Origin of the sequence: Paraburkholderia humisilvae, from assembly GCF_902859855.1 — a bacterium.
Taxonomy (GTDB): Bacteria; Pseudomonadota; Gammaproteobacteria; order Burkholderiales; family Burkholderiaceae; genus Paraburkholderia; species Paraburkholderia humisilvae.
Genome location: NZ_CADIKH010000007.1, coordinates 94,111 through 108,259, shown reverse-complemented (window position 1 = coordinate 108,259; position 14,149 = coordinate 94,111). Strand labels below are relative to the sequence as shown.

The window sequence follows — 14,149 nt, the reverse complement described above, 5'->3', positions numbered from 1 at the left end:
GACCTGGTCTAAACGGGTACCTGTGGTCCCGCGATTTATTCGGTGAGCCTGTGCTTGCTCCTGCGCGGCCAACGGTCACGGCGGCCCCGTCGGCCGCATGGGTCACAGCGGCGTCACCGTCGACGGCGTCGCGATGCGCCGGTGCTCGAGCACTGGCAAGCGTCCGCGCGCTTCGTCGAGCCGCGCCGGGTCGAGCGTCGCGAGCGCGATGCCCGGACCGTCGTCATGACGCGCGAGCACGTCACCCCAAGGCCCGACGATCATACTGTGGCCAAAAGTCCGCCAACCATTCGAATGCATACCGCACTGTCCGGCCGCGAGCACGAATGCCTGGTTTTCGACCGCGCGGGCACGCAGCAGCAGTTCCCAATGCGCGAGACCGGTGGTGTGCGTAAACGCGGCCGGCACGGCAAGCACATCGGCCGCGGGGCCGGCGCGATAGAGTTCGGGAAAGCGCAGGTCGTAGCAGACTGACAGACGCAGCGTGCCGAACGGGCCATGCGCCGTCCCGACGCTATCGCCGCCGACCATCGTGTCGCCTTCCGCGTGTTGTTCGGCTCCCTGATTGAAGCTGAACAGATGAATCTTGTCGTAGCGCGCGGTGCATTGACCGCTCGGGTCGAACAGCAGCGCCGTGTTGTACGCATGCGTGCCGGACTGCGGCCCTTGTGACGGCTTGATCGGCACCGTGCCACCGATCAGCCATGCGCCGGTGTCGCGCGCAAGCGCGGCCAACGCGTGCTGGATCGGGCCATCGCCGAACGGCTCCGCGAGCGCGACCCGCTCCTTTTCGTCATCGCCGATCCAGCAGAAGTATTCGGGCAGGCTGATCAGCGTCGCGCCCGCACGGGCCGCTTCATGAACCCAGCGGCGCGCTTCGCCGAGATTCTGCGCGACGTCCGGTGTGCTGCTCATCTGCACGGCCGCGGCCATCAACGGTTGCTGCATCGGGCTCATTGCGTCTTCCTCTTGTCAGATCGAGCACAACCGACGCGCGCCTTCGAGCAACGTCGCGTCGTCCTTCGAGAAGCTCAGGCGGATCAGGCCTGAATCGGTGCCGTCCGTGTAGAACGCGGACAACGGAATCGTCGCGACCTGCGCATCGCGAATCAGGCGCAGCACGAAATCGCTGTCGCTTTCGTCGGAAAAGCCGCGAAAGCGCGCGAGCATAAAGAAACTGCCTTCGCTCGGCAGCAGTTCGAAACGCGATTCGCGCAGCGCGTGCGCGAACAGGTCGCGCTTTTTCTGGTAGAACGCGGACAGGCCAAGATAACTGGCGGGCTGTGCGAGCGCGGTCGCAAACGCCACTTGCATCGGCGTATCGGCGGAAAACACCATGAACTGGTGCACCTTGCGGATTTCGTCCATCAGCGCGGCGGGCGCGAGGCAATAGCCGACGCGCCAGCCGGTCACGTGATACGACTTGCCGAATGACGACACGACCACGCTGCGTTCCGCCAGTTCCTGATGGCACGCCATGCTGTGATGCTTCGCACCGTCGAACACGACGTGCTCATACACCTCGTCCGACAGGATCAGGATATTCGTATTGCGGGTGACGGCCTTGAGCCGTTCGATGTCGTGTTCGCTAAAGACGGTCGCAGTCGGATTGTGCGGCGTGTTGACGATGATCATGCGCGTCTTCGGCGTGATCGCCGCGGACACCTCGTCCCAGTTCACGCGAAAGTCGGGCAGCGACAGCTTGATCGGAACCGGCTGCGCGCCTTGCAGGCGGACAATCGGCGCGTAGCTATCGAACGACGGTTCGAAGTAGATCACTTCATCGCCGGGATGCACGAGTGCGCTGATCGTCGAGTAAAGGCCTTCGCTTGCGCTTGCCATCACGGTGACTTCCGACGCTGCGTCATACCGCGCGCCGTAGAGTGTCTCGACTTTGTGCGCGAGCGCTTCGCGCAATGCGCCGATGCCGGCCATCGGCGCGTACTGATTGTGGCCGTCGCGCATCGCCTGCGCGACGTCTTCGACCAGCGCGGCGTCCGGCATAAAGTTCGGCGCGCCCTGCGACAGGTTCAGTGCATTGTGTTGGGCGGCCAGCTGGCCGATCACGGTAAAAATGGTCGTGCCGACATCGGGCAGCTTCGAGCGGGTTTGCATCGCGCTCTGCATGGGGGTCCTCCGGTTCGCGGCGGGCGGTCGGCGTTGGCCGCGATCAGCACACGGTCCCGCCCGGGTTTAGCGATTAGGCATCAAGCCGCATGCGGCGACAATCGAAAGTTTGTCATGCGACGCATGCGTTTTTATCATGGGGCGCCGGTGTCCCGCCGGATCGTCGCGCTTATTCGCCCCGCCTGTTCGTCCCGCCTGTTCGTGTCCCGCCTATTCGTCCATCAACCGGACCTTGACCTTCTTGCCCTTCACCTTGCCCGCATTCAGTCTGCGCAATGCTTCCCGTGCGACGCCACGCTCGACTGCGACATACGTCGAAAACTCGGTCACATTGATTTTGCCGATCTGCGCGCCGTCGAAGCCCGCGTCGCCGGTCAATGCGCCGAGCACGTCGCCGGGGCGGATCTTCTCCTTGCGGCCGCCGAGAATCTGCAATGTTTCCATGGGCGGCAACAGGTGGGCGCCGCCGGTCGGCGTGAGCTCCGCCAGGGGCCGCCATTCGACTTCGCGCCCCTGCGCCTGTTCGATGCTGCCGACCCGGCCCATTTCGTCCATGCTCGCGAGGCTCAGCGCCCAGCCATCCTGGTCCGCACGGCCCGTGCGGCCGATCCGGTGCACGTGCACTTCCGGGTCGGGCGTCACATCGACGTTGATCACCGCCTCGAGTTGCGCGATATCGAGCCCGCGCGCGGCGACATCGGTGGCGACGAGCACCGAGCAGCTGCGATTCGCAAACTGGATCAGCACCTGATCGCGTTCACGCTGATCGAGCTCGCCGTGCAACGCGAGCGCATGAAACCCCTGCGCGCGCAGCACATCGAGCAGATCGCGGCACTGCTGCTTCGTATTGCAGAACGCGAGCGTACTGACCGGCCGGTAATGATCGAGCAGCAAGCCGACGGCGTGCAGCCGCTCGTCTTCGGCGACTTCGTAGAAACGCTGGCGGATCTTGCTGTCGTCGTGACGCTCGTCGAGCGTCACCTGCTTCGGGTTACGCAGAAACTGCTGGCTCAGCTTCGCGATGCCATCGGGGAAGGTCGCCGAAAACAACAGCGTTTGACGTTCCTTCGGGCATTGGCGCGCGACGGTCGCGATATCGTCGAAGAAGCCCATGTCGAGCATGCGGTCCGCTTCGTCGAGCACGAGTGTATTGAGCGCCTGCAATTGCAGGCTGCCGCGCTCGAGGTGGTCCATGATGCGCCCCGGCGTGCCGACGACGATATGCGCGCCATGCTCGAGGCTCGCGGTTTGCGGCCGCATCGGCGTGCCGCCGCACAGCGTCAGCACCTTGATGTTTTCTTCGGCGCGCGCAAGGCGCCGGATTTCCTGCGTGACCTGATCGGCCAGTTCGCGCGTCGGGCACAGCACCATCGCCTGCACGTCGAATTTGCGCGCGTCGAGTCTGGCGAGCAGCGGCAGTGAAAACGCCGCCGTTTTGCCGCTGCCGGTCTTCGCCTGCGCGATCAGATCATGGCCGGCGAGCGTGAGCGGTAAGCTCGCCGCCTGAATCGGCGTCATGTCGACGTAACCGAGTTGCGTGAGGTTCGCGAGGGCGGCGGGCGAGAGCGGCAGCGTGCTGAATGACTTGGCCGGTGTCGGGCTATTCATGTCGGTCGGGAGAGGGCGGTTCACAGGAACGGACGCCCATCGAGCTGTTCGTAGACGACCGTACCGTCGTCCGACTCGAAGCGCTCGACATAGTTGCGCGCGCCGCACATCGGACAGCGGAACAGCAGCCCTTGTCCTTCGTTCTTGATGACGACGTCGGATAGCTCCCACTGTGCGCCGCAGGACTGGTTTCGGCAGGTGAACGACATGGATTCTCTTGGTGGGGTCAGGTGAGGGTCGCGACGCGGTCGCAACATCCCGCCATTTTAGCTGATGCGGCCTCGCGCAATGATTGTGACCGCAGGCGACCCTTGCAGCCACATCGGTCCTCATCAATCAGGAAAACCTCGACCGCACCGCTCTCAGGGTGTCCGACGGGCGCATGCCAAACAACTTCCGATAGTCGGTCGCAAACTGGCTCAGATGCCAGAATCCCCAGGCGGCCGCCACCTCCTGCACCGAACGCGCCACACCACTGCGCGACGCATCGCACAGCTCGCGGCGCGCGCCGTTCAGGCGGATCACGCGCAAATAGCGGGTGGGCGCCATGCCGAGTACATCTTCAAAGCAATACTGTAACGTGCGTCGGCTCACGTGCAGGTGCTCGCAAAGTTCGGGCACGCTCACCGGGCGATCGCGGTTCGCAAGCACGTAGTCGTGTGCCTCGCTGACAATCCAGCGCCGGCGCGGCCGCTTTAATATCGCTGTGCGCTCACTCCGCGCGCAACTGTCACCGCACGCATCGAGCAGCAAATCGAGCACCGACGCATGGAGCTGACGCCGCGCGCGCCTGTCGAGCGCCGCGCCGCGTTCGCCAAGAATCTGCATCAGACGGGAACAAAGCTGTGCCCTGCTTGCAGGATCGATCGGCATGACGCCCGTTGGCGGCGCGTGATCGTTCAACGCACCGCCGTGGCCGGCCAATGCCGCATGCTGCCGCAACACATCGCCGCTCACGACCACGCCGAAGATTTCGTATGCCGCGGGCGTGATCAGTTCAAACTCAACGCCACCCGGTTTCAGTGCAAAAGCGTCGGCGTGAATCATGTTTCCGTCGATATGTCCCGCCACGCCGCCTCGTACCGGTATCCCAAACCAGTACGCATCCGATTGCACCTCGCAGGTTTGCCGTAACGTCTGACTCGTCGATTCGCGGAACACGTGCATGTCGTCGACATGCAGCCCGGTCAGTTCGCCGATAAAGCAGCCGGACGTGAGCTGATCGTAGGTCTGCCGCCAGCCGTGCAGATTGCGCGCCTGTTCGTCTGCATCGTGCGCGATGCAGGTCTGCACGCGATAGGGCTCGTGCAGTTGCGAGCGCGTCAGCACGGTGCTGTCGGCGGCGTCAGGAGAGTCGCAGTCGGTCATCATGAAAAGGTCGCCCGAAACAGAATGTGGCGCGTGAATGTGTCCAACACTTTAGCGATTCAAAAAGCCGCTGTGGCCGCGCAGTTTGCACGTGCACAGCACTGTTCAATTGATGAACACTCCCGCTGACACACTGTTCAGTATCGATGCGCTTGCGATGCGCAGTTCAGGTATGCGAAGCGCTTATGCATCGCGATAGTGCCCGGTGCACCGACATCAAGCACCGTTCGTGCTGATTGGCATGGTTCTGGCGTAACGGACGCGCGGCTAACGTAGTACTGCGCCGACCTAAACGAACCGAACCCTGTGAGGAGCAATCAGATGAATCACGCGGAGATGCAGTTCCTGAGCACGGAATACCCGTACAAGAAACAGTATGCGAACTTCATTGGCGGCGAATGGGTGAAGCCGGCCGGCGGCGAGTACTTCGACAACATCTCGCCGATCACCGGCGAGGCGTTCACTTCTATTCCGCGTTCGCGGGAAGCCGATATCGAACTGGCGCTGGACGCCGCGCATCGCGCGAAGACAGCTTGGGGAAAGACTTCCGCGGCAGACCGCGCGAACATCCTCAGCAAGATCGCCGACCGGATGGAAGCGAACCTGACGCGCCTCGCGGTCGCGGAGACTATCGACAATGGCAAGCCGCTACGCGAATCGACCGCGGCCGATATTCCATTGGCAATCGATCACTTCCGCTATTTCGCAAGCTGTATTCGCGCACAGGAAGGCTCGATCTCGCAGATCGACGAAGACACCGTCGCGTATCACTTCCACGAGCCGCTCGGCGTGGTCGGGCAGATCATCCCATGGAATTTCCCGATTCTGATGGCGGTATGGAAGCTCGCGCCCGCGCTCGCGGCCGGCAATTGCGTGGTGCTGAAGCCCGCCGAGCAAACGCCGGCCTCCGTGCTGGTACTGATGGAACTGATTCGGGACTTGCTGCCGCCCGGCGTGGTGAATGTGGTGAACGGCTTCGGCCTCGAAGCGGGCAAGCCGCTTGCGTCGAACAAACGCATCGCGAAGATCGCGTTCACCGGCGAGACGACGACGGGCCGCCTGATCATGCAGTACGCGAGCCAGAACATCATTCCGGTCACGCTCGAACTCGGTGGCAAGAGCCCGAATATCTTCTTCGCCGATGTGATGGATCACGACGACAGCTACTTCGATAAAGCGCTCGAAGGCTTCGCGATGTTCGCGCTCAACCAGGGCGAGGTCTGCACGTGCCCGTCGCGCGTACTGATCGACGAGAAAATCTACGACAAGTTTATCGAGCGCGCGCTCAAGCGCGTCGCGGCGATTTCGCAAGGGCACCCGCTCGATACGAAGACGATGATCGGTGCACAGGCGTCGCAGGAGCAGCTCGAGAAGATTTTGTCGTATATCGACCTCGGCAAGCAGGAAGGCGCGCAATGCCTGATCGGTGGCGAGCGCAATGCGCTCGACGGCGAATTGAAGAGGGGCTACTACGTGAAGCCGACGGTATTTCGCGGCAACAACCGGATGCGCATCTTCCAGGAAGAGATTTTCGGGCCGGTTGTATCCGTCACGACATTCAGGAACGAAGATGAAGCGCTGGACATTGCGAACGACACCCTGTACGGCCTCGGTGCCGGCGTGTGGACGCGCGACGGCACACGCGCCTATCGCTTCGGCCGGCAAATTCAGGCGGGCCGCGTATGGACCAATTGCTATCACGCGTATCCGGCGCATGCGGCGTTTGGCGGCTACAAGCAATCGGGCATCGGCCGCGAGACGCACAAGATGATGCTTGATCACTATCAGCAGACCAAGAATCTGCTGGTCAGCTATAGCGAAAAGCCGCTCGGCTTCTTCTAGGCGCAGGGCCTCCAGTTGGGCGGGCCGCCGCTGCGGTCCGCCCTTTTTTGCAGAGGAGAAACGCATGGCCGTTGAACGCGTAGTCGCGACGGATGCCGCCGTTTCGCTCATTCAGCAACTTGCTGCCGAGCATGGCTCGATTCTGTTTCATCAATCGGGGGGATGCTGCGATGGCAGTGCGCCGATGTGTTTTCCGTCTGGCGAGTTTATGGTCGGCGCGTCGGATGTCAAACTCGGCATGATTGCCGGTGTGCCGTTCTATATGAGCGAATCGCAATTCGAATATTGGCAGCACACGCAGTTGATCATCGATGTCGTGCGCGGTAATGGCGGGATGTTTTCTCTCGAGCGGCCCACGGGCCTGCGTTTTTTGACCCGTTCGCGGCTTTTCGACGATGCGGAAAATGAATGGCTTGCCGCGCATCCGGTCGAGCGCGCGGACGCCTGATTCGCTTATCGCGTGTCGGGTGTGCTGGCGGTGAGTGTTGAAGGGGCCGCCGATGGCGCGGCTTCCAGCAGCGCGTCGCTTTCGTCTTTGAGGCCGACGCCGGTCAACCCCAGGCGGCGTGCATGGGTCAACAGATAGTGCAGTTTGTGCGCGGCCGCTGCGAAGCTCAAGCCTTCGGGTCGCACGTTGGAGATGCAATTGCGTTGGGCATCGCTGCAACCGACCTTTGGCGCGTACGTCAGATAGATGCCGAGACTATCCGGCGAACTGAGTCCGGGCCGCTCGCCGATCAGCATCACGACCATCCGCGCGCGCAGGATTTCGCCGATCTCGTCGCCCAGCGCCACTCTGGACTGCCGCGCGACGACGATCGGACCGATCTGCCAGTCGTGCAGATTCGCGTGAATCGCTTGCAGCATCGGGATCGATTGCCGTGAGGCGGCGAACGCGGACAAGCCGTCGGCAATCGCGAATACGACATCCGGTTCACCGCGCGCCGCGTTCGACAACAGGCTGCGACTCGCGTCCGATAACCTGCGCCCGAGATCGGGCCTACGCAAATAGTGCTCGCGGTCCGGCGCCGCGCTATGGACATCGAGCGTCGTTGCGAATCCATGGACATGCAATTGCTCGTGCAGCGCATCGGCATCCAGCGGATGATGCACCGCGTCGCGAGCCTGCGCGTGCGACAGGTTGAACGCAAGCAATGGCGCGGTCGGCAAACTGTTGCCGGCACGGCCGAGTGCGATGCGTGCATTCGTGAATGCACGCAATCCGTCCCACGGATTTTTCTCGACGGATTCGCTCACGATGCCGCTCCTACCCATTCGCGCGCGCTTTCGAGCAGCGGCTGCCGTGCGGCTGCGCTGTTCAGCAATATCCCGCGTACGTCGGTAATGTGCATCGACTCCAGCCACTCTTCAAACTCGGGCGCGCGCCGCAAGCCGAGCACCTCGCGCAAATAGAGCGAATCGTGAAACGATGTGCTCTGGTAGTTCAGCATCACATCGTCCGCACCGGGAATGCCCATGACGAAGTTAATGCCTGCGGCGCCAAGCAGCGTCAGCAGGTTGTCCATGTCATCCTGATCCGCTTCCGCGTGGTTCGTATAACAGATGTCGCAGCCCATCGGCACGCCGAGCAGCTTGCCGCAGAAGTGATCTTCGAGGCCCGCGCGCGTGATCTGTTTGCCGTCGTACAGATACTCCGGTCCGATAAAGCCGACCACGGTGTTCGTCAACAGCGGGTTGTAATGGCGTGCGACCGCATACGCTCGCACCTCGCAGGTCTGCTGATCGATGCCATGATGCGCATTGGCCGATAGCGCACTGCCCTGCCCGGTTTCGAAATACATCACGTTGTCGCCGACCGTGCCGCGCTTGAGCGATAGCGCCGCTTCGTGCGCTTCCCGCAGCAGCGCCAGCGAGATGCCAAAACTCGCATTGGCTTTTTCCGTGCCCGCAATCGATTGGAAAACAAGGTCGACCGGCGCGCCCTTTTCAATTGCGGCGATGGTGTTCGTCACATGCGTCAGCACGCACGATTGCGTCGGCACCTGGTAGCGCCGGCGGAAGTCGTCGATCATCTGCAGCAGTTTCGTGATCGCCGCGAGGCTGTCCGATGCCGGATTGATGCCGATTACCGCATCGCCGCAGCCGTACATCAGGCCGTCGAGCATCGAAGCGGCGATGCCCTTGACGTCGTCGGTCGGATGGTTCGGCTGCAGGCGCACCGACATATGGCCCGGCAAGCCGATCGTGTTGCGAAAGCGCGTGACAACCGGCCGTTTGCGCGCGGCGACGATCAGATCCTGATTGCGCATCAGCTTCGACACGGCAGCGACCATTTCCGGCGTCAGGCCTGCGGTCACGCGCTCGAGCGCGGCCGTATCGGTGCTCGTCGCGAGCAGCCAGTTCCGGAAATCGCCGACGGTCAGATGCGAGATCTCGGCAAACGCGTCCGGCGAATGGGTATCGACGACCAGGCGGGTGACTTCGTCGTCTTCGTACGGAACCAGCGCTTCATTCAGGAACGTGCGCAGCGGCACGTCGGCCAGCGCCATTTTCGCGGCAACGCGCTCTTCTTCGCTAGCAGCGGCCACGCCGGCCAGCTGGTCGCCGGAACGCAACGGGCTGGCTTTCGCCAGCAGCGACTTCAGGTCCGCGAATCGGTAGGTGCGGGGGCCGATCGTCTCCGTGTAGCTCATGGCTGGACTCCCTTTCTGGCCTCGGCCGGCGTTGTGCGGCCTATGTGGCCCATGCGCTCCATGCATGCCGGCTATGCGGTCACGATAGCGCCAAATGCCCGGATCGTCACGCGGCGGCGTGCCAGTAGCCGGTGCCGCACCGCCTTCGGCGCGCCATTGCGCGCGCCCGGCCGATGAAAGGGATACTACGGGCGCTGAAATATCGGCGTTATCGAAAATCGGCAAATCTTCGGGTGAGCGTTTCCAGGACCGAACCGGGCTCCGTGGCGCGCTGACCTGGATTATTCATTTTCTTGCCCTTGAAATGTGCCAGGGTACGGGAGCTTCAGGTTCGACGGCCTAACCGGTTGATGGACGAGCGCGTCCATAGGCCAACTATTTGACCTCGACGTAACGCACGATTTACAAGGAACGCGGGATATGAATCGAGCCAATCCAGTATCCGGACGCGCACCGGACCGGTTGCAGGGCGACGCACGAGCGGGGATCGACATCGGCGTGCCGGTGAACGTCGCGCTGATCGCGCTCGTGGTGCTGGTGGCGGCGATTGAACTCGTCGGCATCGCGTTGCTGCTTCGGCATACGTGCACCGCGGCGCTCGCGCTGATCGTGCCGATCGTGCTGCTAACGCCGACGCACTGGGGCCTGATTCACGAGGCGATTCATGGCCAGTTGCTGCCGGCGCGCGCGGCCAACGAGAACACTGGACGGGCGCTCTCCATTTTGCTTGCACTGCCTTTCGATGCGGTACGGTTCGGACATCTGATGCATCACCGGTTCACGCGCGAACCGTATGATCAGCCGGACGTTCATCAACCCGGCAAACGGCGTTGGCTGATGCGGCTGCGGTACTTCGTCATGCTGTGCGGCGGGTTTTATCTAACAGAGGTGCTCACGCATTGCGCCGCGTTCTTGCCGGTCAGGCTGACGCAGCGCCTGTTAGGCGACAGTTTCAATGCGGGCGGTGAGTACAGCGACGAGATTCACCGGCGCTTTATCGATTTCGCCGCGTCCGAGCGGCGGCGCAAGCAGATACGGCGGGATTTCGCCGCGACTGTCGTGATCTATGGCGCGGCGTTCGCGCTGTATGGCCGCTGGTGGCCTGTGCTGCTGCTGACCTGTTATTTGCGCGGCGTGTGGATCTCGCTTGCCGACAATATGCCGCACTACGGCGTCGAGCTCGATCAGCCGGGCCGCGCGCGCAATTTCACGCTCGCGCCCGCGTGGCGGACGGTGGTGATGAACCATCATCTGCACTGCCTGCATCATCTGCATCCGACGCTGCCGTGGTCCGCGTTGCCACGGCTCGCGGCGAATGCTCAGGATGCGGACGATGCAAGCACGATGATTGACGGTGGTGGGTACTTTAGCGGGTTGCTGCGGCAGTTTCGTGGGCTCAATCACTCCTCCAGCAACGCATCCACCGGCGCGGCCTCGCGCTGATCCCGAGTCACGAGGAAGTACCCGTAGCCAATCAGAAGAAAACCCGCGAACACCGCCGCGACGAGACCATTGAAGTACACCATCGTCGCCAGTGAAATAACCGCGGCGATAAGCGCGAACGCGGGGAAATACGGAAACAGCGGCGCGCGGAACGGCCGCTCGAGATGCGGATCGGAGCGACGCAGCTTGAACAGTGCCAGCATGCTGATGATGTACATCACAATCGCACCGAACACCGACATCGTCACGATGTTCGCCGTCAGTGTCTGGCCGCCGAACTGGATCAGCTCATCGCTATAGATCGCCGCGATGCCGACCACACCGCCCGCGAGAATCGCGCGATGCGGCGTTCTGAAACGCGGGTGCACTTTCGCCAGCCATTCCGGCAAATAGCCGGCGCGCGCCAGCGCGAAGATCTGCCGCGAATAGCCGATGATGATTCCGTGAAACGACGCGACCAGCCCGAACAGTCCGAGCCACACGAGCATATGCAGCCATCCGCTATGCTCGCCGACGATGTATTTCATCGCTTGCGGCAGCGGGTCGTTGATGTTGGCGAGCTTGCTCCAGTCGCCGGCCGCGCCTGCGAAAACCATCACGCCGACCGCTAACGCGACCAGCGTCAGAATGCCGGTCACATACGCAATCGGAATCGACCGTTTCGGGTTTTTCGCTTCTTCCGCGGCCATCGCAACGCCTTCGATCGCGAGGAAAAACCAGATCGCAAACGGAATCGCCGCGAACATGCCGTGGAAAGCGCCCAGCGAAAAGTGGTCGGCGCCCGCCCAGCCACCCTTCGCGAAGTTCGACCACTGGAAGCCCGGCGACACGACGCCCATAAACACCAGCAGCTCGAAGATCGCGAGCAGCGTCACGCATAGTTCAAACATCGCCGCGACCTGCACACCGACGATGTTCAGCGCCATAAACACCAGATACGCGCCCATCGCCGCATGCTTCGGCTCGAGGCCAGGAAACTGCACATGCAGATAGGCGCCGATGGCGAGCGCGATGGCCGGCGGCGCAAAGACGAATTCGACGAGCGTCGCCGCGCCCGCGAGATAGCCGCCGGTCGGGCCGAATGCATGACGCGCATACGCAAAAGGACCGCCGGCATGCGGAATGGATGTGGTCAGTTCGGTAAAGCTGAAGATGAACGTCGTGTACATCGCCGCGATAAAGATCGCGGTAATCACAAAGCCCAGCGTACCGGCGCTTGCCCAGCCGTAGCTCCAGCCGAAGTATTCACCGGAGATCACGAGGCCGACCGCGATGCCCCATAACTGCCATGTGCCTAAGGTCTGCTTCAGCTCGTGGTGCGTGTGATGCTTGACGGTGCCGACAGGCTGCGCCTTCGATTCGGAATTCATCATGGGCTCCCTGGAATAGGCGCCCGTCGCGGTTCGATCGGCGAACCGCTAACGGACACGTATCAGCGGATGCTAGGCAGCCACAAATCCGGGTGTTATCGAAAATCGGCAATTCTGCAGTTCTGCGTTGTCGTTCGGCGCGCAGTTCACCTCTATGCCGCAGGCGCCACCGATGCGCCGTTAATGCCATGACGCGAGAGCGCCGCCGCGACGAATCCGGTGCGCTTCTGGTCTTCGACAAACGCGCGCAGAAAATCGGCAGCGGCGTCGCCGCGACTCTTTGGCACGCCCATCGCCTGCTGGATCACCATAAAACGTTCGTTGAGCAAACGGAGTCCTCGCGTGCGTGCGGCATCCGCCTCGAGTTGCTGCTTGACGCCGGCCGCCACTTCGAGCCCTTGATCGAGGAAAGTCTGCACAACGGCCGGCGAGCTCGGCGCGCGCACGATCGTCGCGTGGCGTAGCTCGCGCGTAAGGAACAGGTCGTACGCGCTGCCGAGACCGACTGCGACGCGATGGGTCGACACATCGACGTCCTCGTTGCGGCGAACCGGCGAATCGTCGCGTACGAGGTAGAAGCCTTCGATCAGCACATACGGCGCGGTGAATGCGATGCTCGCGCCGCGCAGCGGGTCGATCGCGAAAAAGCCGACGTCGGCGCGCTCGTCGGACACCGCTTCGACTGACTTGCCGGCCGTGTCGAAGACGACAAGTTCGAGTTCGACACCAAGCCGCTGCGCGAGCGCGTGAGCGAGGTCGACGGAGACTCCGCCGGGCGCGCCCGTTTGCGGGTTGCGATTGGCGAGGATCGGATTGCCGAGGTTGATCGACGCGCGCAATTTTCCTTGCGGCGCGAAAGTTGAACGGACGGTATCTGGGCTCATGGGTCGAATGCGGTTCGTAAGGGAAGAAGGGCGCATGACGTGCAATAGCAACGACTTCGATGATGCACGCTCGATGTTACGTCACGCGCCGCGGTCCTATCGGTTCTTTCCAGCAAAAAACTGCGCGGAAGCGGGGCCGCTGAAGCACCAAAAGTCAGATAAGCACGTCCGAAATATAGAGCGCTATCACTAACAGAGTGAGTCCAGCGGCACGGCAAAGCCAACGTCTTAGGCTCCATCTACGCCACGCGCAAGCATTCATAGTCATGAACAAGGCAGCTGGACCCAACAAGTATCCGCTCAGAAAGAGAACGACCCACCAAGGGGTCGCGCATTTTCCGAGTTCATGGCATCCCGTGGTGACTTCATGTGGATTGTGGAACCAGTCGAAGTGGCTTAGCACGATCATGCAAGACCATGTTAGTGCGATCCCATAGACGAACCCGGCAAGACCGGCCGCGATTCGACTCACTTGTCTATCGCCACAGGTTTTGATCGCTCTGTAATCCAAAGGATAGAACCGGTTACTTTCGCGGGTAGACAATAATTGGATGGAACACGCAAATCGAGAGGCTCTCGTTGTCGTCGTTCGTGCTCCAGAAAGAGCCCCGCCGAGCGCGGGGAGGCCATAAGCTGCGGCGAGTTCCTCATTGAGGCCTGAACAGAGCCGCCGCGAGACTGGTTTTCTTCGCCGGCATAGATGCGCCTTGGAGAGCTTCCGTTTTCGCTAAGGTAGTAAATTGCCGTCGCATCTATGGGCTGATCGCGCCATAGCTGAACCTTGCGAGTTCCGCCTTTTCCAAGCCGACATTCAGCTACGGCTTCCATGCTCAACACCGCTTGGTGAAATAAG

At 62.1% G+C, this 14,149-nt stretch carries 12 protein-coding genes; 3 read left to right on the top strand and 9 right to left on the bottom strand.

Annotated features, from left to right (window positions below; genetic code table 11):
- Positions 1–102 precede the first annotated feature (102 nt).
- From HV796_RS08960 to HV796_RS08940, 5 genes are all read right to left on the bottom strand, one after another.
- Complete coding sequence (locus tag HV796_RS08960) at positions 103–957, bottom strand: carbon-nitrogen hydrolase family protein (RefSeq protein WP_175226121.1); 855 nt, start codon at positions 955–957, stop codon at positions 103–105.
- 15 nt (positions 958–972) lie between these two features.
- The gene (locus tag HV796_RS08955; RefSeq protein ID WP_175226120.1) at positions 973–2,127 is read right to left on the bottom strand and encodes a pyridoxal phosphate-dependent aminotransferase; all 1,155 of its coding nucleotides are present in this window, start codon (positions 2,125–2,127) and stop codon (positions 973–975) included.
- 210 nt (positions 2,128–2,337) lie between these two features.
- Complete coding sequence (dbpA, locus tag HV796_RS08950; protein WP_175226247.1) at positions 2,338–3,735, bottom strand: ATP-dependent RNA helicase DbpA; 1,398 nt, start codon at positions 3,733–3,735, stop codon at positions 2,338–2,340.
- Positions 3,736–3,755: 20 nt separating this feature from the next.
- A complete protein-coding gene (locus HV796_RS08945; RefSeq protein WP_175226119.1) occupies positions 3,756–3,944 on the bottom strand; it encodes a hypothetical protein in 189 nt (62 codons plus the stop codon).
- 127 nt (positions 3,945–4,071) lie between these two features.
- On the bottom strand, positions 4,072–5,106 hold the full coding sequence (locus HV796_RS08940; RefSeq protein WP_175226118.1) for a helix-turn-helix domain-containing protein: 1,035 nt from the start codon (positions 5,104–5,106) through the stop codon (positions 4,072–4,074).
- Between the two features lie 318 nt (positions 5,107–5,424).
- Here HV796_RS08940 and adh point away from each other — a divergent pair, with 318 nt between their 5' ends.
- Together adh and HV796_RS08930 are read left to right on the top strand one after the other, a co-directional pair.
- Positions 5,425–6,945 (top strand): aldehyde dehydrogenase, encoded by a 1,521-nt coding sequence (gene adh, locus HV796_RS08935; RefSeq protein ID WP_175226117.1) that lies wholly within the window; start codon positions 5,425–5,427, stop codon positions 6,943–6,945.
- Between the two features lie 64 nt (positions 6,946–7,009).
- On the top strand, positions 7,010–7,393 hold the full coding sequence (locus HV796_RS08930; RefSeq protein WP_175226116.1) for a DUF779 domain-containing protein: 384 nt from the start codon (positions 7,010–7,012) through the stop codon (positions 7,391–7,393).
- A gap of 5 nt (positions 7,394–7,398) precedes the next feature.
- On the opposite strand, the gene eutC is transcribed toward HV796_RS08930, so the two are convergent.
- The gene (gene eutC / locus HV796_RS08925) at positions 7,399–8,202 is read right to left on the bottom strand and encodes an ethanolamine ammonia-lyase subunit EutC (protein ID WP_175226115.1); all 804 of its coding nucleotides are present in this window, start codon (positions 8,200–8,202) and stop codon (positions 7,399–7,401) included.
- Entirely contained in the window at positions 8,199–9,599 is a 1,401-nt protein-coding gene (locus HV796_RS08920) for an ethanolamine ammonia-lyase subunit EutB (protein ID WP_175226114.1), read from the bottom strand. Before HV796_RS08920 ends, eutC begins: the two co-directional genes overlap by 4 nt.
- 420 nt (positions 9,600–10,019) lie before the next feature.
- Between HV796_RS08920 and HV796_RS08915 the strand changes: the two genes are divergently transcribed.
- Positions 10,020–11,042 (top strand): fatty acid desaturase, encoded by a 1,023-nt coding sequence (locus tag HV796_RS08915; RefSeq protein ID WP_175226113.1) that lies wholly within the window; start codon positions 10,020–10,022, stop codon positions 11,040–11,042.
- On the opposite strand, the gene eat is transcribed toward HV796_RS08915, so the two are convergent.
- Together eat and HV796_RS08905 are read right to left on the bottom strand one after the other, a co-directional pair.
- Positions 11,000–12,412 (bottom strand): ethanolamine permease, encoded by a 1,413-nt coding sequence (eat, locus tag HV796_RS08910; protein WP_175226246.1) that lies wholly within the window; start codon positions 12,410–12,412, stop codon positions 11,000–11,002. The two genes, HV796_RS08915 and eat, sit on opposite strands and share 43 nt — an antisense overlap.
- 152 nt (positions 12,413–12,564) lie before the next feature.
- Positions 12,565–13,296: an ABC transporter substrate-binding protein gene (locus HV796_RS08905; RefSeq protein ID WP_175226112.1), complete on the bottom strand. Its 732-nt coding sequence runs from the start codon at positions 13,294–13,296 to the stop codon at positions 12,565–12,567.
- Between the last annotated feature and the right edge of the window lie 853 nt (positions 13,297–14,149).